The organism is Sphaerisporangium sp. NPDC005288, assembly GCF_040607475.1.
GTDB lineage: Bacteria > Actinomycetota > Actinomycetes > Streptosporangiales > Streptosporangiaceae > Sphaerisporangium > Sphaerisporangium rhizosphaerae.
In genome coordinates this window covers 44,382-62,033 of sequence record NZ_JBEXGT010000026.1, presented here as the reverse complement: position 1 = coordinate 62,033, position 17,652 = coordinate 44,382, and the positions used below count along the sequence as shown (strand labels likewise).

The window sequence follows — 17,652 nt, the reverse complement described above, 5'->3', positions numbered from 1 at the left end:
GGCGTATGGACGGCGGAAGCTGCCGATGGATGGGCGATTTCTTGGCGGATCTCGCTGATTCCCGAGGCGGGAACGGTTCAGTAGACACTGAGAGCATGCGCAATGTCCGTATCGGCGTCGACACCGGGGGCACGTTCACCGACGTGGTCATGGTGGACGAGCAGACCGGCGAGATCACCACGACCAAGACCCCTTCCACGCCGGCCGATCCGGCGGAGGGGTTCATGAACGGCGTGCACAAGATCCTCGCCGGACGGCTCCTCGCCGACGTCGCCGGCATCGTGCACGGCACCACCGTCGCGACCAACCAGCTCCTCGAGGACCGCCCGGTCGACCTCGGCTTCGTCACCACCGAGGGCTTCGAGTTCATCCTGGAGATCGCCCGGCAGAGCGTCCCGGACGGGTACGGCAACTCCTACTTCTGGGTCAAGCCGCCCCGCATCGTGCCGGTGCACCGGGTCAGGACGGTCGGCGGGCGGCTGGACCATCTCGGCCGGGAGGTGCGGCCGTTCGACGAGGCGCAGGCCGTCGAGGTGGCACGGTGGTTCCGGGCGCGGGGTGTCACCGCCGTCGGCGTCTGCTTCCTGCACTCCTACGCCGACCCCGGGCACGAACGCGCCATGCGGGCCGTGCTGGAGCGCGAGCACCCGGACGCGGTGGTCTCCCTGTCCAGCGACGTCCTGCGCGAGTACCGCGAGTACGAGCGCTCGGTGACGACCCTGGTCGACGCGGCCGTCAAACCCACCATGCGCCGCTACATCGCCAACCTGTCCTCGCGCCTCGGCATGCCGTTCTCGGTGATGAAGAGCAACGGCGGGGTGCTGTCGGCGGCCGAGGTGGTGCACCAGCCGATCACCACGGTGCTGTCCGGGCCGGCCGCGGGCGCGCTGGGCGCCGCCCTCATCGCGGGCACCGCCGGCCGCCGTTCGGCCATCACGCTGGACGGCGGCGGCACCTCCACCGACGTCGCCGTCGTCGTCGACGGCGAGCCGTCCCTCACCACCGAGGGCTCCGTCGGCCGCTACCCGTGCAAGATCCCGATGATCGACATCGTGACCGTCGGCGCGGGCGGCGGCTCGATCGCGTGGATCTCCCCGGAGGGCACGCTGAAGGTCGGGCCGAGGTCCGCCGGGGCCGACCCCGGCCCGGTCTGCTACGGCAGGGGCGGCACCGAGGTGACCGTCACCGACGCCCACGTGTACCTCGGCCGCGTGCCGCCCCACCTGCTCGGCGGCGAGATCCCGCTGGACGCCGCCGCGGCCGGCGCCGCCGTCGAGGCGCTGGCCGGCAAGCTCGGCCTGTCCCCGGAGCGCACGGCCGTCGGCATCCTGGAGATCAGCGCGTTCAACCAGTCCAACGCCATCCGGCAGATCACGGTCAAGCGCGGCCTGGACGTGCGCGACTTCCCGATGGTGGCCTTCGGCGGGTCGGGGCCGCTGCTGGTCTGCCGCCTCGTCGACATCCTGTCCCTGCCGGCGGTGGTCGTGCCCGTCGACCCCGGCAACGTCTCGGCGTTCGGCCTGCTCACGGTGGACGTCAAGAACGACTACGTGCGCACGCACGTGACGCGCGAGCTGTCGCTTGAGGCGGCGCGGGACGTCTTCGGCGACCTGGAGGCGCAGGCGGCGGACGCGCTGCGGCGCGAGGGTTTCGCCGGCGACCGGCACATCTACGCGCGCAGCGCCGACCTGCGCTACTTCGGGCAGGCGTACGAGGTGCGGGTGCCCGCGCCGTCCGGCCCGCTGGACGAGGCGTGGCGGGCCGAGGTGCTCGGCCGCTTCCACGAGGCCCACCACAAGCTGTACGGGTACGGGTACCGCGACGACCCCCGGCATGCCGTCGAATGGGTCAACCTGCGCGTCTCGGGCATCGGTCCCATCACCCGCCCCGCCCTGCCCGAGCTGCCGATGTCGGTGGACGGCGCGCCACCGCCGCCTCCCGGCCACCGCAGGGTCTACTTCGAGGAGGACCCAGCCCCGCCCGGCCCACAGGGCGGGCGGCGGGACGACATACCGGACGACCGGCGGGACGACAGACCGGACGACCGGCGGGGCGACAGATCGGACGACCGGCGGGGCGACAGATCGGACGAGCGGCGGGACGGCTGGTGGACGGCGCCCGTCCACCAGCGGGGCGACCTGCGCCGCGGCGACGTCGTCACCGGCCCCGCGGTGATCGAGGAGTACGGCTCCACCCTGCCGCTGCATCCCGGCTTCACCGCCGAGGTCGACGCCCACGGAAACCTCGTCGTGCGGTCCGTGAGCCGGTCGCAGGACCCGGTGACGGCCGGCGGGCCGGCCGCGGAGCTCGTGAAGGGAGCGGACGCGTGAGCGAGGTCGACCCGGTGCTGGTGGAGATCGTCGAGGGGACCCTCGCCTCGGTCGAGATGGAGGTCGAGACGGCCATCGCCCGCACGGCCCGCTCACCGATGATCCGCGACGCGCACGACTTCCGCGCCGGCATCCACGACGCGCGGCTGCGCAAGCTGACCGGCCGCTCCTACTCGGCGCTCGTCCAGCCGATCGTGCGCGACTTCCCGATCGCCGAGATGAACCCCGGCGACGTGTTCTTCCACAACGACGTCTACCTGTCGGAAGGAGGCATCGGCCACCTGCCCGACCTGTGCGTCACCGTCCCGGTGTTCCACGACGGCGAGGTGGTGGCGTTCGTGCAGGCGTTCGGCCACCACGACGACATCGGCGGCGCCGTGCCCGGGTCGATGCCCTCGCGGGCCCGCAGCGCCTTCGAGGAGGGGCTGATGGTCCCGCCGATCAAGCTGTGGGACCGCGGCGTGCCCAACAGGGCCGCCCTGACCATCATGACCCGCAACTCCCGCATGCCCGACTCGCTGGCCGGCGACCTGGACGCCGAGTGCTCGGCCTGCCTGATGGGGGCCCGCCGGCTGGCCGAGCTGTTCGCCCGGTACGGCCGGGCCGCCGTCGAGGGATGCTTCGACGCGATCATCGCCAAGACCACCGAGACCTTCCGGCGCGAGCTGCTGTCCAAGATCCCCGAAGGCGTGCACGTCTGGGAGGACTACGCCGAGCACGACGGCGTCGAGGAGCCCCGGCTGCACGCCCAGCGCATCACGCTCACCGTCGACCACTCGGCGGAGCGGCCGCTGGTCATCGACTTCACCGGCACCTCGCCGCAGGCCAAGGGCCCGATCAACCACGCCGGCGACTACGCGGGCGGGGTCTTCCTGATCAAGTGGCTGGCTCCCATCCTGCGCAATCTCGCCGACACCCCCGAGCGCATGGCCGAGCTGGACGTCAACGAGGGCGTCGTGCCGCTCATCGAGATGAGGTTCCCCGGCAAGGGCACCCTGCTCACCCCGATCTTCCCCGCCCCGACCAACGCGCGCACGTTCGTCATCCTGCGCCTGCTCGGCGTGCTCGCGGGCGCGCTGGCCAAGGCCACCGGCGGCCGCATGCCCGCCGACCAGGAGACCATCCGCTACACCGGCGTGTACGGGGAGGACGAGGAGGGCCGGCCGTACCTGATGCGCGAGGTGCTGGGCGGCGGCTCCGGCGGACGCTGGTACGCCGACGGCGAGGACACCATCCACATCGTCCCCGACTCGCGCAACATCCCCGTGGAGTTCGCCGAGGCGCGCTGGCCGTTCAGGGTCGAACGGCTCGGCCTCGCCCGCGACTCCGGCGGCCCCGGCCTGTACCGGGGCGGCCTCGGCTACGACAAGCACATCCTGATGCTGCGCGACGCCTCGTTCATGTCCATCGCCGACCGGTCCATCCTGGCCTGCTGGGGCGTCAACGGCGGCAGGGCGGGCCGCCCCTTCCTGGTCACCGTCGGCGGCCGGGAGATGGAGGGGCTCGTGGACGACTTCCCGGTCAGGGCCGGCGAGATCGTCCGGGTGCGCACCACCGGAGGCGGTGGCTGGGGCTCGCCCTACGACCGCGACCCCGAGGCGGTGGCCGCCGATGTCCGCGACGGCAAGGTGTCGCCCGAGGGCGCCCGCGCCGACTACGGCGTCGTCCTGGACGGCCCGGTGGACCAGCCGCGCGTGGACGCCGCCGCCACCGAGGCGCTGCGGGCGGAACTGCGCGCCGCCCCGGCGGTCCCCTTCTTCGACCGCGGCCCCGGCTACCCCACTCTGTCCGGCGGCGAACCCCACGCCGACGTCGACCTCCTCGACCTCGACGACGCGGGCAACGCGGGCGGCGTCGGCGGCGCGGACTCCCGGACCGGCTGAGCCCGGGAGGCGGGCGGGGCCTTCGGTCACGGGAGCAGCAGGCCCCAGTAGAGGGCCCATGGCAGGAACACGACCCCGCCCGCCAGCAGCAGCCCGAGCCGGACCCGCTCGCCCCGCCCGGGACGCCCCCCGCGGTGGGAAAGGTCTCCGGTGGCGTGGTCGCCGGCGCGGGGCGCCCGGCCGCGGAGCAGGCCCGACGCGACCACGGCGGTCGCGGCCGCCGTGGTCACCGCCAGAGCCTGCAGCGCGAGCCAGATCAGCGGCCGCCCCGCCGCCACCGGTCCCGTGGTGGCCAGTTTGCCTCCGGTCATGACCAGGTAGAACACGTAGCCGAAGGAGCCGGCGACCGAGGTGAGCCCGCCCGCGCTGAGCAGCCGCGCGGCCCGGCTCGCCGCGGGGCGCGCACGGCCCCGCAGGCGCCGCACCAGCGTGGTCGCCGGGTAGGCCGTGAACGCGACCAGCATCAAGGCGAGGGCGGCGGCCTGGGCGTTCGCCGACTCCCACCACGCCGGCGGATCGACGGGCACGGTCGGTGAGGCCTGTACGGGCGCGGGTCCGGAGACGCTCACGAGCGGCGCCTTTCCCGCGATGGCGGCGGCCGTCCAGGACCCCACCAGGTCGGCGTAGCCGGGGGCGAGCTCGGGCAGGCGGGTGACGCCGCCGTCCGGGGTCCGGTGCGCGGCGTGGTCGGCCTTCCCGAAGAAGCGGAAGGTGTAGCGCCGGTTGCCGCCGCTCTCCAGCGCCTTGGCGAGCAGCGGGGGAGTCTCCCGGGGCGGCGTCAGCAGGTCGTAGGTGCCCCAGATGGCCAGGACCGGCTGACGGAGCGACGCCAGGACGGGAGCCGGGTCGTAGTACGGCTCGGGGAACATGCCGCCGTCGGTGATCGCCCGGTACAGGTTCGGCTCGGTCCGGTCGACGAGCGAGCCCGACACGCCCGCTTTGCGCAGCCCGGCCGCCACCGCCCACGTCTGCTGGCGCAGCGGCTGCAGCGCGTTGGCGCCGACCAGCACGACGAACGCGACGTCCGCGGACCGGGAGGCGGCCAGCGGCGCGACCCAGCCGCCCTCGCTGAGCCCCCAGATGCCGACCTTCGCCGGGTCGACGCCCGGCTGGGAGCGAAGCGCCGCCACCGCGCCGAGCGCGTCGTCGGCCAGCTGGGAGTACGACCGGCGGAACAGTGAGTAGCCCACCGACCGCTTGTCGTATACCAGGACCGACAGGCCCCGGCGGGCGAACTGGACGGCCTCCTCCATGAGCTTCGTGCGCGGCGTTCCGGAGCCGGCGCCGTGCACCAGGACGATGCCCCGGCGCCCCGGCCCGGCGGCGGCGGGGGAGAGCACCGTGCCGTGCATCTCAAGGCCCCCGGCGCCCCGGAACGAGACCTCCCGCGCCGCCAGGTCCGGGGGGACCGCGGGCGACGGCTCGACGAGGCCGTGCGGAACGGCACGCGCCCCGGCGAGGGACGGGCCGGCGACGGCGTGGGCGGTGGCGGGGACCGCGAGGGAGGGGACGGTGACGGCGGGGATGGTGACGGCGGGGATGGTGACGGCGGGGATGGCGAAGGAGGGGGCGGCGACGGCGGGGATGGTGACGGCGGGGATGGCGAGCAGGCGGAGCGCGGTCGCGGCGGTCGCGAGGATGCTTGATGTCATATCGCCGAACCTACTCTGCAGAGAGTTCTCGGCAAAGGAGCATCTGCAGATATCCTTCTGCGGTATTAGGCTGCTCCTCATGAAGGATGACGAGCCGTTCCTGCTCGACGACCCCGCGCGGCTGAAGGCCCTGGCCCATCCCATGCGGCGCCGCATGCTGCGCCACCTCAACATGTACGGCCCGGCGACCTCCACCACGCTGGGCGAGCTGCTCGGCGCCAAGACCGGCACGACCAGCTACCACCTGCGCCAGCTGGAGAAGTACGGCTTCATCGAGGAGATCCCGGAGCGTTCGACGGGCCGTGAGCGCTGGTGGCGCACCGCCGGAGGCCGGGGGGACATCCGGCTCCCCACACCCGACCGGCTCGCCCCCGAGGACCGTCCCGTCCTGGCCGAGTTCCACCGGCTCGGCATGGAGGAGGACCGCCTGCTGTTCGAGCGCTTCCCCGAGGTCCACGCGCGCGACCCCGAATGGGCCACCGGATCACGAGGCTTCGGATGGATGACCAAAGAGGACTTCGCGCGGTTCTACGAGGCGTACATCACCCTGCTCAAGGCGCACACCCACCGCCCCGAGACCGCGCCGCCGGGCGCCCGGCCGGTATATGTCCGCCTTTTCACCCTTCCCGCCGACGACCCCGCCGTCGAGTGAGGCCCTGGCGGGCGCACAGTACGGTCAGGAGCGGCAGACGTCCCGGTAGGGGATGCCGGGGAGGTAGCGGGTCCACTCCGCGCGGGTGAGGGTGCGGCCGGCCCGCGCGCACACCGCCGTCGCGGCGGCCCCGGCCCCGGCGGGCAGCCGGTAGAGCGTGCCGCTCTGGTCGGAGATCGTCAAGGCCGAACCGTCCGGGTCGAACGCCATGCTCATGGCGAAGTCGCCGAACAGTTTGACCGGCACGCCGATCCGCCGCTTGGCGTCCACGTCCCACAACTGCACCGTCCCGGACTCGCTCACCGTGGCCAGCAGCCGCCCGTCCGGGGAGAAGGACATGAGCGCGATGGGCTCGGCCACCCCGCGCAGCACCGGCGGCACCGCCGACCTCGTCCGCGTGTCGTACAGCGCCACGCGCCCCGCGCCGCCGCCCGAGGCGAGCAGCCCGCCCGCCGGGCTGACCGCGAGCTCGCCCAGCGACGGCGCGCTGTTGCCCACCTGTGCGCCGGAGACGGCGTCGAGCAGCCGCCCGGCGGACGTGACGATCGTGCGCCCATCGGGGGTGAAGGCGATCGCGCCCGGGCCGACGGCCGGTCGCAACGTCCTGATCAGCCGCCCCGTGCGGGCGTCCCATTCCAGCAGGGGGAACTCGGCCGACCCGTTGAGGGCGGTGAGGACCGCGGCGTAGGTCGCGCCGTCCTGGCTGAAGACGCCGCCCACCGAGTCGAATCCGGAGGGGAGCCTGTGGCTCCACAGCGGTGTGAGCGACGGGATGTCGAAGGCGCGCAGCGTGCCGCCGGTGACGGTGACCGCCGTCCGGCCTCGGGGGTCGAAATCGGCGGGCACGCCGGAATCGGCCGTGCCGGGAAACACCCCGGCGTACCGGCGCCGGCGCACATCCCACAGCCGGATCGGGGTGGAGTCGGAGAGTTCGGCGGACATCCACCGGGCGTCCGGGCTCAGGCCCGTCTTGAAGACCTTCCCTCCGGGGCCGGTCGTGGTGACGCGCGGCCGGAAGTCGAGGGTGACGACCGTGCCGTCCATCAGGAAGCGCAGGGTGCGGCCGTCGGAGCCCAGGCTCGCGTTGTCGACCTCGCCGTCGGCCCGGTAGGAGAAGATCTGCCGCTGGTCGGCCACCCGCCACACCGTGATGTCGCGGTCGGCGAACCCGAGCAGGAGCCGCCCGTCGGGGCTGAACCGCAGCCCGAGGCTCCCGCCGCCGGCCAGCGCCCCGCCCTCGGGCCAGCGCCAGTCCTCGTCCTCGTGGTAGGGGATGCGCTTGCCGGTACCCGTGGTGACCAGCCTGACCGTCCACCCGGCACACGCCAGGGTCGCGCCGTCCGCGCTGAAGGCCGCCACACCGGTGTCGCTCGGGCAGGCCTCGCGGAAGCGCCGGTCCTCCGTGCCGCCCGGCAGCCGGTAGGCCCTCAGGCCGTTCTCCATGCCGACCAGCGCCGCCAGGTGTGCCTTGTCCGAGACGACCGGGTCTGAGCCCCGCCAATGGTGGCGGCCATAGGTGCGGCCCGTCGTGAGGTCCCAGACATAAGGCTCGCTGTCGTCGTCCACGAGGGTGAGCGTGGACCCGCCGGTCCCGAACGCCACCCTCGTCCACAGTGCCCCGCCCGGCAGCCGCAACCGGCCGCGCTCCCTGCCGGCCCGCAGGTCCCACACGATGAGGACGTCCGCTGTGGAGATCGCCACCAGCCTCCCGTCCGCGCTCAGCGCGACCTCCCGCACGTCCAGCCCCCGCGTCGCCGGTGTGGGGACGCGCCTGATCAACAGGCCCCGCGCCAGGTCGTAGAGGCGGATCTCGCCCGGCGACACGCTGACCATCAGCCGCCCGTCCCCGCCCAGCGCCCTGGACGGAGAGTCACGCACGGGCGGTTCGGTGAATACGGCCGTTTCCGGCTGGTAGAGGGAGGACATCAGGCTGGAACGGGCCTCGGCGCCGCCGTCCAGGCGGTAGGCGGCGACGCTCAGCAGCATCGCGACGGCCGGGTCGGCGGTGCGCAGGGTGCTGGACAGGAAGGCCAGCTCACGGCCCTTGGCCTGGTCGCGCTGCGCGGTGATCTGGTCGCGCTGCTCGGCGACGCGGGCGCCCTGGTAGACCGCGAGGCCCCCGGCCGCGAGCGACACCACGAGCAGGACGGCCAGAGCCGCCGTGAGCAGGCGGCGGCGGCGCGCGCGCCGGCGGGTCAGCGCGGCGGAGGCGTCCAGGAAGTCGCGTTCGAGCGGGTTGAGGGTGAGCCGGCGGCGCCCGGTGGCGGCCCACCGCACGGCGGCGTCGAGGCGGCCGCCTTGCAGCACGTCGCCGTCGCGGCGGCCGTGCTCGTCCCACTGCCGCGCCTGCGCGAGGATGCCGGCGTGGACCGGCAGGCCCTCGCGCTCGTCCTGCACCCAGGAGCGCAGCCTCGGCCACGCGCCCAGCAGCGCCGGGCGGACGAGCCGCACCTCTCCGTCCTGGTGCGAGAGCACGTAGGCGAACACGCGCAGCACGTTCCCGGCGCCCGCCGGCAGTTCGTCGGCCCGCGCCGGGCGGGTGACCGGCTCCCCGTCCGGGCCGATCGCCACCATGCGCAGGAAGACCTCCGGCGCCAGGTCGCGCTCGGCCGGGGAGAGCATGCCGTAGGCGTCCTCGGCGAGCGTGCCGAGGGCGGGGTCGCGCGCCTGCGCCGGGCCGACCCGTCCCGCCGCCGCGCTGCCCCGCTCCAGCAGCCGGGCCGTGCCGGCGCCCTCCCCGCCGCTGATCAGCCCGAGCAGCAGGTCGGTCGCGGTGGGACGGTCCTGGGGCTCCTTGCGCAGGGCCGCTGCGACCAGCGGGCGCAGGGAGGCGGGCAGGACGTCCAGGTCGGGGTCCACCGACAGCACCCGGTGCATGACCCCGCCCAGGCTCTCGGCCTTGAACGGGTCCTCGCCGGTGGCGGCGAACAGCATGACGCCGCCCCAGGCGAACACGTCGGCGGGCGCCCCCGCGCGCTGCCCGGTGAACACCTCAGGGGCCATGTACGTCGGGGTGCCGGCCACCAGCCCGGTCGAGGTCAGCGACATCTCCAGCGTCCGGGCGATGCCGAAGTCGATCACGCGCGGCCCGTCCGGGCCGAGCAGCACGTTGTCGGGCTTGAGGTCGCGGTGGACCACTCCGGCCTCGTGGACGGCCGCCAGCGCGGTCGCGACGGCCGTGCCCAGGCGGTGCAGGTCGTCGCCGGTGAAGGCGCGCCCGTCCTGCACCGCGCGGCGCAGGCTCGGCCCCTCCACGTACTCGCTGACGATGAACGGCCGCTCGCCGTCCAGCTCGGCGGCGATCACCCGGGCCGTGCAGAAGGAGGCCACCCGCCGCGCCGCCGAGGCCTCCCGGCCGAAACGGTCACGGAGCTCCGGGTCGCCGGCCGCGCCGCCGTGCACCACCTTGAGCGCGACCCGGCGGCCCTCCTCGTCGTAGGCCTCGTAGACCACGCCCTGGCCGCCGGCGCCCAGCCGTCCCGCCAGCCAGTAGCCGCCCAGGCGCTCCGGATCGTCCGGGCTCAGCCTTCCCGTCATGTGCCGCCCCCTGTCTCCGCGTCGCCCCGCCGGCACGACACGGCATTAGATGCGCGCGAGCGGCGCGAGGTTCTCCCACCCGGCCTCAGGGCCGCGGACCGGTCTTTCTGCCCGGTTCGTGGCCGAGGTCCGCGTTCTTCCGGCCGGTCCATGGTCGCGGAGCCGGTCTACCGGCCGGCGGGTCCGGCGAGCACGCGGTCCACCTGGCGCAGCAGGCCGCCGGTCGGCGCGCACGCGTCACAGTTCCACACGCGCACGGTTCCGTCGTCGTGCGTGGTGAGCATCCGCCGGCCGTCCTCGGCGAACGAGACGCTCTCGACGCTCGCGCCGAACCCGGAGAAGGTCAGCGGCTGGCCGGCCGTGTCCGACCGCCACACGCGCACTGTGGCATCGTGCCCGGCCGAGGCCACCCAGCGGCCGTCGGCGCTGAACGCCACGTACCACACCATGCCCTGGTGGGCCCGGTGCACCAGCGGCGTGCCCCGCCCGTCCGCCGGCCAGACCCGGACGGTGCCGTCGCTGCCGGCGCTCGCCACGCGGCGGCCGTCCGGGCTGAACGCCACCGACCAGACCAGCCCCTGATGGCCGCGCAGCACCACGGGCGGGGCCTCGCCGGTGATGTCCCACACCCGCACAGTGCCGTCCTGGCCGCCCGTGGCGATGTGGCGCCCGTCCGGGCTGAACGCCGCGAACCGGATCTGGCCCTCGTCGGCCTTGCGGACCAGGGCCGGGCCCGAGCCGTCGGCGGACCAGACGCGCAGAGTGCCGTCGATGCCGGCGGTGGCGATGCGGCGCATGTCCGGGCTGAAGGACACCGTCCACACCACGCCGCTGTGCCCGCGCAGGACGACCGGCGGCGCGGCCCCGTCCACATCCCATATGCGCACGGTGCCGTCCCGGCCCGCGCTCGCCACGTGCCGGCCGTCGGGAGCGGCGGTGACGCCCAGCACCTCGCCGCGATGGCCGCCGAGCACCTCACCGTGGCCGCCGCCGGGCACCTCGCCGCGGTGGCCGCCGCCGAGCACCCGCCGCCGCCCGGTCGACAGATCCCAGAGGCCGACCTCGCCGTCCTCGCCCCCGCTGACGATCCGCCGCCCGCCGGGCAGGAAGGCCGCCGACCACACGGCGCCACGGTGACCGCGCAGAATCGTCGAACCGTCGCGCAGGGACCAGACCCGCACCGTGCCGTCCTCGCCGCCGGAGACCAGCCGCGCCCCGTCCGGGCTGAACGCCACGCTCCACACCACCCGCTGGTGGCCGCGCAGCACCAGCGGATGGCCGCCGCCGTCCGAGCTCCACACCCGCACGGTGGAGTCGTCGCTGGTGGTCGCGAGCCAGTGGCCGTCGGGGCTGAAGTCGAGGCCCTCCACCGTGCCGTCATGGCCGCGGAGCACCACCGGGTCGCCGTGCCCGCCGGCCGGCCAGACGCGCGCCGTGCCGTCGACGCCGGCGCCGGCGCTGGCCACCCGCGTGCCGTCCGGGCTGAACCGCACGGTCTTGACCGCGCCGTCGTGGCCGCGCAGCACCGCCGTGGCCTTCCCCGTGCCGAGGTCCCACAGGCGCACCGTGCGGTCGTGGCCGCCGGTGGCCAGGCGGTGGCCGTCCGGGCTGAAGGCGACGCCCTCCACCGGACCCTCGTGCCCGCGCAGCACCACCGCCCCGCCCGCGCCGCCGGAGTCCTGGACGCGCACGGTGCCGTCCTCGCCGGTGCTGGCGACCCGCCGCCCGTCCGGGCTGAACGCCACATTCCACACCGTCTTGTGGTGGCCGGTCAGCACGACCGGCGGGGCGGAGCCGTCCAGTGACCACACCCGCACCGTGCCGTCCGAGCCCGCGGTGGCGAGCCGGTGCCCGTCCGGGCTGAAGGCGGGGCTGTGCACGTCGCCCTGGTGCCCGGTCAGCACGAGCGGGACGCCGGACGGCAGCCCGGTGCGGGGGTCGCACGACCACACGCGCACCGTGCCGTCCGAGGCGGTCGCCGCCACGTGGGCGCCCCTGGCGCTCCAGGCCACCCCCATCTGCCGGCCGGTGAGGCCGGGCAGCGACATCAGCATGCGGTCGTCGACCAGCGCCTGGCGCAGCGCGGTCTCCGCCTCGCCGGTGGGACGGACCGCGTACGCCCGCCGCGCCTGCCGCAGCGCCCCCTCCGGGTCGAACTGCGACTGCGTGCGCGACTCGGCCGCGAGCTGCCGCGACACCGCGACGTCGCGCTGAGTGCTGATCTCCCCGGCCTGCATGAGCGCCATGGCCGCCAGCACGCTCACCGCGATGACGGCGCAGGTCAGGCCGCTCAGCGCCAGGACGACCCGCCGCCGGACCGCGCCGCGCTCGCCGGCCTGCTGCCGCCGGCCCGCCGCGAGGAAGTCGCGTTCGAGGTCGTTGAGCCCCTCCAGCGACCGGCCGTCCCAGTGCGCGAGCCGCGCCCCCCGGTACAGGAACGCCGCGTCGCGGCCGTGCTGGTCCCATTCCGCGGCCGCCTCGGTCAGCTTGCGGTGGGCGCGCAGTAGCTCGCGGTCCTCGGCCAGCCAGGAGCGCAGCCGCGGCCAGGTCCGGATCAGCGCCTCGTGGGCGATGGTCACGCTGTCCTGGCCGGCGGTCACCAGCCGCCCCTCGATCAGCCGGTCCAGCACGGCCGCCACCGCGGCGCTGTCCGGGCCGCTCACCAGCTCCGCGCGGCGGGCCCGCCGCCGGGTGTCCTCGGTTCCGTCGCCGGGGGCGATCAGACGCAGCATCACCCGCCGCACCAGGTGCCGCCGCTCGTCCGGCAGCTCGCCGTAGACCCGCTCGGCCGTCATCGCGATCGCCCCGCGCACCCCGCCCGCCGCCCGGTAGCCGGTCACGGTCAGCGAGGAGCCGCGCCGCCGCCGCCAGGTCTCCAGCAGCGTGTGCGAGATCAGGGGCAGCGCGCCGGACTGCTCGCCCACCTCGGTGACCATGATGTCGACCAGCTCGGGGGCCACCTTGCCCCCCACCCGCTCGGCGGGCCCGGTGATGGCCCGCCGCAGGTCCTCCTCCTCCATCGGGCCGACCAGCACCTGACGGTCGCGCATGGCGGCCACCAGGTCGGCGTGGCCGGCGCAGTGGGCGTAGAAGTCGGCGCGCACGCCGAGCACAACCCGCGCCCTGGGCTCGACGCTCATGGCGACCACCAGCGCGACGAACTCCGCGCGCTCCCGCTCGTCCCGGCAGAGGGTGAAGACCTCCTCGAACTGGTCGACCACCAGCAGCAGGCGGGCCTGCTCCGGCCGCTCTTCGAGCATCCGCGCCACGGCGGACGGCAGGGCGGCGGGGGTGGCGGTCTGGGCCGCCAGGCGCAGGCGGAGCGCCTCCAGCGGGTGCTCGCCGGGCGTCAGCGCGACGACCGGCCAGTGTTCACCGCCGGCAACGCCCCCGGCGGCGACGGCCGGCAGCAGCCCGGCGCGCAGCAGCGAGGACTTCCCCGCCCCTGAAGCCCCGAAGACCGCCAGCAGCGGCGAGGCGGCGAGCCGCGCGCACAGGTCCGCCACCAGCCGTTCGCGCCCGAAGAACAGGTCGGCGTGCTCGGGGCCGAAGGCCGCGAGCCCACGGTAGGGAGCGTCGTCGGCGGGGCGGGCGGGCTGGTCGTCCTCGCGCCGGGCCAGCTCGTCGGCGAGCTTGCGCCAGCGCTCCTCCCACTCCTGGACGTCGCCGCCGCAGGCCCGGACGTAGGCGAGGGTCACCGGCAGGCTCGGCAGGACGTTGCCGCCCGCGGCCTCCGACAGGGCCGTCACCGAAAAGTTCGCCTGGCCGGACAACCGCCGGTAGCTCGGCCGTCCCGCGGCCTCGCGTAATCGCCGCAGTTCGAAGGCGAAGGCGTGCAACAGATCCTTGTCCGGATCGAGCTCGCGTTCCGGACGTCCCATACCTGCGCTCCCCGTGCGTGTTGTTTGTCCAGTGGGGCAAACCCTCGCTGGACAACCCATGGCCGACTATACCGATAGCGATGCCGCTCGCTGGGAGTAATGGCACGCGGTGCTGGATTGGTGTGAACCGGAATGGAGGGCGAGAAGACCACCATGCGAATGAGGGGAATGATCGCTTTCGTGCCCGGGTTCACCTTGGCGTTCGCGGCGTGCTCCGCCGGGGCCGGCGAGTTCGCCTTCATCCGTCCGTCATGCCGGGCGGGCCGCGCGGCCTGCCCGCCACCCCGGGCGGGACCGAGATGCGCGATCCCGCGACGGTGCCCCCGGCGCCGGCCGCGCCCGTCCACGGGCACGGCCTGACACGTTCCACTCCAGCTCACGGAGCGAGGGCGCGAGATGTCCCCGGCTCGCCCGCGCGAAAGGGGCCCGTGTGCCGGACGCCGTGCCACCACAAGAGCACGGCGGTGGAACGAGGTGCCGCGCCGGTCGCACCTGAAGCGGGATCATCCATGGTCGCCCTCGCGGAGGGCGACCTACACGAAGCCACCCTGGAAGGCACCGCACCGCCTCGGGCAACCCCCTCCTGCTCGGCCGGTGCGAGCCCAAGGACGGAAGACAGGCGCCCTCCCCGCCATCCCGGCCAAGCCGGGGGGCTTCCCCGGGGCGGCGCGCCTGGCCGTTTCCGTCCTGCCTCACACGGCCTCGCCCCCGGTCTCGATACCTCCCGAGAACCGGGGGTGAGGCCGTGTGGCGGTTTTATGCTGCTAAATCGATTTGTGGGTGATAAGCGACGGCAAAGAGGGCCAATGGGGGGAAATACCGTATAAATCCACAGGCCCGCACCGGCCGTTGACAGGCCTCCCCGAAGCGGCGGACCGGCCCCCTCCAGCACGGTGCGGACGCCCGATCAGATCACCCGCCGCCGGTCCACCGGATCCACGACAAGGCGGAGGTGGTCCACGTTCGAGTCGCCGCACGGGCGTCCGACCAGGTCGAAGATGGCTGCGGTGAGTCATTCGCCGTGCCCTCCCGGGTGGGCGTGCCCGTGCGGCGTCCGGGGCGGCGCACTGCCAAGATGGCTGGTCATGAGGACGCTCTACCCACCGCTCGAACCCTACGACTCCGGCATGCTCGACGCCGGCGACGGCGACCAGGTCTACTGGGAGGTCTGCGGCAACCCCGACGGCAGGCCCGTGGTCATGGTGCACGGAGGGCCGGGTGGTGGCTGCACCCCCGACCACCGCCGCCAGTTCGACCCCGAGGCCTACCGCATCGTGCTGTTCGACCAGCGCAACTGCGGGCGCAGCCTGCCGCACGCGAGCGACCCCGCCGTGTCTCTGGAGCACAACACCACGTGGAACCTCGTCGCCGACATGGAACGCCTGCGTGAGCATCTCGGCATCGAGCGCTGGCAGGTCTTCGGCGGCTCGTGGGGCAGCGCCCTCTCCCTCGCCTACGCCCAGACCCACCCCGGCCGGGTGACCGAGCTCGTGCTGCGCGGCATCTTCACGCTCCGGCCCCTGGAACTGCGGTGGTTCTACCAGGAGGGCGCCTCGCTGGTCTACCCCGATCTGTGGGAGAGCTACATCGCGCCGATCCCGCAGGACGAACGCGGCGACCTCATCGGCGCCTTCCACCGCCGGCTCAACGACCCCGACCCGGACGTACGGCTGCCCGCCGCCCGCGCGTGGAGCGTCTGGGAAGGCTCCACGATCACCGTGCGCCCGAACCCGGACATCATCGCCACCCACGGCGAGGACGACTACGCGGTGGCCTTCTCCCGCATCGAATGCCACTACTTCGTCAACAACGGCTTCCTCGAGGACGAGCAGCTGCTGCGCGACGTCGACAAGATCAGGCACATCCCCTGCGTCATCGTCCAGGGCCGCTACGACATGTGCACCCCGGCCAGAACCGCCTGGGACCTGCACCGCGCCTGGCCCGAAGCCGAGTTCCACATGGTCGCCGACGCCGGCCACGCCTACTCCGAACCGGCCATCCTCGACCGCCTCATCACCACCACCGACCAGTTCGCCCGCAAACCCGCCTGACCCCGCCGCCTCGCCGCCCCGCCGCCCCAAACGCCCACCGTCGTCCGTCGTCCGTCGCCTTCCGCCCGTTCTCCGGCCGTCCGAGGCCTTCGGCGCTCTCCGGGACGCCCCGAAGATCTTCCGAAGCGTTTTCGAAGACCGCCGCGCCACGATGGCCGGGAAGTTCTCACCACCGCACCGGAGGTTCCAATGGCGAACGGGCAGACATCAGGCGAGCGGAACTCCGAGACCCAGGTGCTGCGGGACGCGCTGGTCGTCCCCATCCGCATGAGCATCGTCTGGAATGCTCCCCGCAGCTCCAGGGAACTCGCCGTGACGGGCGCCGAAGGGCGCTGACGCAGACGTTCCCGGCCCTGGGCCCTCCCACGCTCACAGGGCCGGGAACCCTCATCCCCGAAGGCGGACTCCACCGCCGCGGGCCGCCTCCACGCCCCGGCGAAACCGCGACCCCGGCCGCCCTCCCCAGCCGGTCCGAGGCCCACGGTCCCGTCATCACGATCCCGTACCCGGCCCGCCTTCCCCAGCCGGTCCGAGGCGACGGTCTCGTCCGGCAGAAACCCGCACCACGGCCCGGTTCCCCAGCCGGGCCGTGGACAGCGGTCTCGACCCGCCGGCCGGCCGCCCGGCCGGAGGTTTCCGCCACCCGGACGACCTTCTGAGGAGAAGCCCATGACACACGGTTCCACGAAGTCCACGCGCAGCGCCGAGACCCGGATCCTGCGGGACTCTCTGACGCTCCCCATCCGCATGAGCATCACCTGGAACGCCCCCCGCAGCCCGAAGGAACTCGCCTTCGCGGACGCCGAGCAGCACTGATCCACGGGTCCTCCGGCCCCGGGAACCCCAAGATCCCGAGGCCGGAGGGCCTCCCGTCTCGTGAAGGTCACCCTCCCCATGACGTCCTTCTCGTTCCGCGCCTGCTTCGACGGCGTCGTCCCCCCGACGGCCGCCGACCCGTCGGCGCTCGGAACGCCGCCCTTCCGCGCCGTCTCGTACTGCGAGCCCTTCCGCGCCGCCTCCGGCTACGGCTGGTACCTGTACCCGCCGGTGGACTGCTACATCAAGTGGGACGGCGCCGCGTTCCACTGGCTGATGGAGAACGCGGACGACTGGATGCCGCTGACCAACATCGCCGCGCAGACGCTGATCCGGCTGACCGGCGCGGAGCCCACCGACGACGCCTTCCTCGGGCTGCCGGTCTTCTCCACCCCTCCCGAGCCCGGCCTGCTGCAGATCTGGACCGGTCTGGTGGCCGTCACACCGCCCGAATGGAGCCTCCTGGTGCGCGGCGTGCCCAACCTGCCCGGCAGCATCACCTACGAGGTGCAGGACGGCATCCTGGAGACCGGCTGGTGGCACGGCCCCGTCCTGGGCAACCTGCGCTTCCGTCGCACCGACGAAGTGATCCAGCTCTCGCGCAGGATGCCGCTGTTCGCCGTCCAGCCGGTGCCCTGCGCGGCCTACCAGGGCAAACTGCTCCGGCAGACGGAGTTCGTGCCGGTGAGCGACGAAAGCCGCGCGGAGACCGCCAAGATGATCTCCGACGCGTTCTCCGTCCGCGACGACGACAGCCCCGGAGGCTACCGCCGGGAGGTCTCGCGCCGACGACGCGCATGAGACCAGGTGACCCCAGTAGCCTTGGCGCAGGCCGAAGAAGGGGCTCACC

10 protein-coding genes are annotated in these 17,652 nt (G+C 74.0%); 7 read left to right on the top strand and 3 right to left on the bottom strand.

Going from position 1 to position 17,652, the window contains the following annotated elements:
- Nucleotides 1–95: 95 nt before the first annotated feature.
- On the top strand, nucleotides 96–2,330 hold the full coding sequence (locus tag ABZU32_RS24015) for a hydantoinase/oxoprolinase family protein (RefSeq protein WP_354925199.1): 2,235 nt from the start codon (nucleotides 96–98) through the stop codon (nucleotides 2,328–2,330).
- On the top strand, nucleotides 2,327–4,213 hold the full coding sequence (locus tag ABZU32_RS24010) for a hydantoinase B/oxoprolinase family protein (RefSeq protein ID WP_354925197.1): 1,887 nt from the start codon (nucleotides 2,327–2,329) through the stop codon (nucleotides 4,211–4,213). Before ABZU32_RS24015 ends, ABZU32_RS24010 begins: the two co-directional genes overlap by 4 nt.
- A 26-nt stretch (nucleotides 4,214–4,239) precedes the next feature.
- Here the strand turns inward: ABZU32_RS24010 and ABZU32_RS24005 are convergent, their stop codons facing one another.
- Nucleotides 4,240–5,865 carry a prolyl oligopeptidase family serine peptidase gene (locus ABZU32_RS24005; protein ID WP_354925195.1) on the bottom strand — a complete coding sequence of 542 codons (1,626 nt, stop codon included), beginning with the start codon at nucleotides 5,863–5,865 and terminating at the stop codon, nucleotides 4,240–4,242.
- A gap of 79 nt (nucleotides 5,866–5,944) precedes the next feature.
- Here ABZU32_RS24005 and ABZU32_RS24000 point away from each other — a divergent pair, with 79 nt between their 5' ends.
- Nucleotides 5,945–6,517 (top strand): helix-turn-helix domain-containing protein, encoded by a 573-nt coding sequence (locus tag ABZU32_RS24000; RefSeq protein ID WP_354839091.1) that lies wholly within the window; start codon nucleotides 5,945–5,947, stop codon nucleotides 6,515–6,517.
- A gap of 24 nt (nucleotides 6,518–6,541) precedes the next feature.
- Here ABZU32_RS24000 and ABZU32_RS23995 read toward each other — a convergent pair whose 3' ends face one another.
- Nucleotides 6,542–10,054 (bottom strand): serine/threonine-protein kinase, encoded by a 3,513-nt coding sequence (locus tag ABZU32_RS23995; RefSeq protein ID WP_354925193.1) that lies wholly within the window; start codon nucleotides 10,052–10,054, stop codon nucleotides 6,542–6,544.
- A gap of 167 nt (nucleotides 10,055–10,221) precedes the next feature.
- Nucleotides 10,222–13,935 carry a hypothetical protein gene (locus ABZU32_RS23990; RefSeq protein WP_354925191.1) on the bottom strand — a complete coding sequence of 1,238 codons (3,714 nt, stop codon included), beginning with the start codon at nucleotides 13,933–13,935 and terminating at the stop codon, nucleotides 10,222–10,224.
- Between the two features lie 1,085 nt (nucleotides 13,936–15,020).
- Here ABZU32_RS23990 and pip point away from each other — a divergent pair.
- The 4 genes from pip to ABZU32_RS23970 all read left to right on the top strand — a co-directional run bounded on the left by pip (nucleotide 15,021) and on the right by ABZU32_RS23970 (nucleotide 17,603).
- Nucleotides 15,021–15,986 (top strand): prolyl aminopeptidase, encoded by a 966-nt coding sequence (pip, locus tag ABZU32_RS23985; RefSeq protein WP_354925189.1) that lies wholly within the window; start codon nucleotides 15,021–15,023, stop codon nucleotides 15,984–15,986.
- Nucleotides 15,987–16,175: 189 nt separating this feature from the next.
- The gene (locus ABZU32_RS23980; protein ID WP_354839103.1) at nucleotides 16,176–16,322 is read left to right on the top strand and encodes a hypothetical protein; all 147 of its coding nucleotides are present in this window, start codon (nucleotides 16,176–16,178) and stop codon (nucleotides 16,320–16,322) included.
- 333 nt (nucleotides 16,323–16,655) lie between these two features.
- On the top strand, nucleotides 16,656–16,802 hold the full coding sequence (locus ABZU32_RS23975) for a hypothetical protein (protein WP_354925187.1): 147 nt from the start codon (nucleotides 16,656–16,658) through the stop codon (nucleotides 16,800–16,802).
- 78 nt (nucleotides 16,803–16,880) lie between these two features.
- Nucleotides 16,881–17,603: a hypothetical protein gene (locus tag ABZU32_RS23970; protein WP_354839109.1), complete on the top strand. Its 723-nt coding sequence runs from the start codon at nucleotides 16,881–16,883 to the stop codon at nucleotides 17,601–17,603.
- Nucleotides 17,604–17,652 lie beyond the last annotated feature (49 nt).

Coding starts and splice junctions, on each gene's coding strand:
- pip (WP_354925189.1), top strand. CDS start 15,021: ATGAGGACGCTCTACCCACCGCTCGAACCCTACGACTCCGGCATGCTC.
- ABZU32_RS23970 (WP_354839109.1), top strand. CDS start 16,881: ATGACGTCCTTCTCGTTCCGCGCCTGCTTCGACGGCGTCGTCCCCCCG.
- ABZU32_RS23995 (WP_354925193.1), bottom strand. CDS start 10,054: ATGACGGGAAGGCTGAGCCCGGACGATCCGGAGCGCCTGGGCGGCTAC.
- ABZU32_RS24000 (WP_354839091.1), top strand. CDS start 5,945: ATGAAGGATGACGAGCCGTTCCTGCTCGACGACCCCGCGCGGCTGAAG.
- ABZU32_RS23990 (WP_354925191.1), bottom strand. CDS start 13,935: ATGGGACGTCCGGAACGCGAGCTCGATCCGGACAAGGATCTGTTGCAC.
- ABZU32_RS24015 (WP_354925199.1), top strand. CDS start 96: ATGCGCAATGTCCGTATCGGCGTCGACACCGGGGGCACGTTCACCGAC.
- ABZU32_RS24005 (WP_354925195.1), bottom strand. CDS start 5,865: ATGACATCAAGCATCCTCGCGACCGCCGCGACCGCGCTCCGCCTGCTC.
- ABZU32_RS23980 (WP_354839103.1), top strand. CDS start 16,176: ATGGCGAACGGGCAGACATCAGGCGAGCGGAACTCCGAGACCCAGGTG.
- ABZU32_RS23975 (WP_354925187.1), top strand. CDS start 16,656: ATGACACACGGTTCCACGAAGTCCACGCGCAGCGCCGAGACCCGGATC.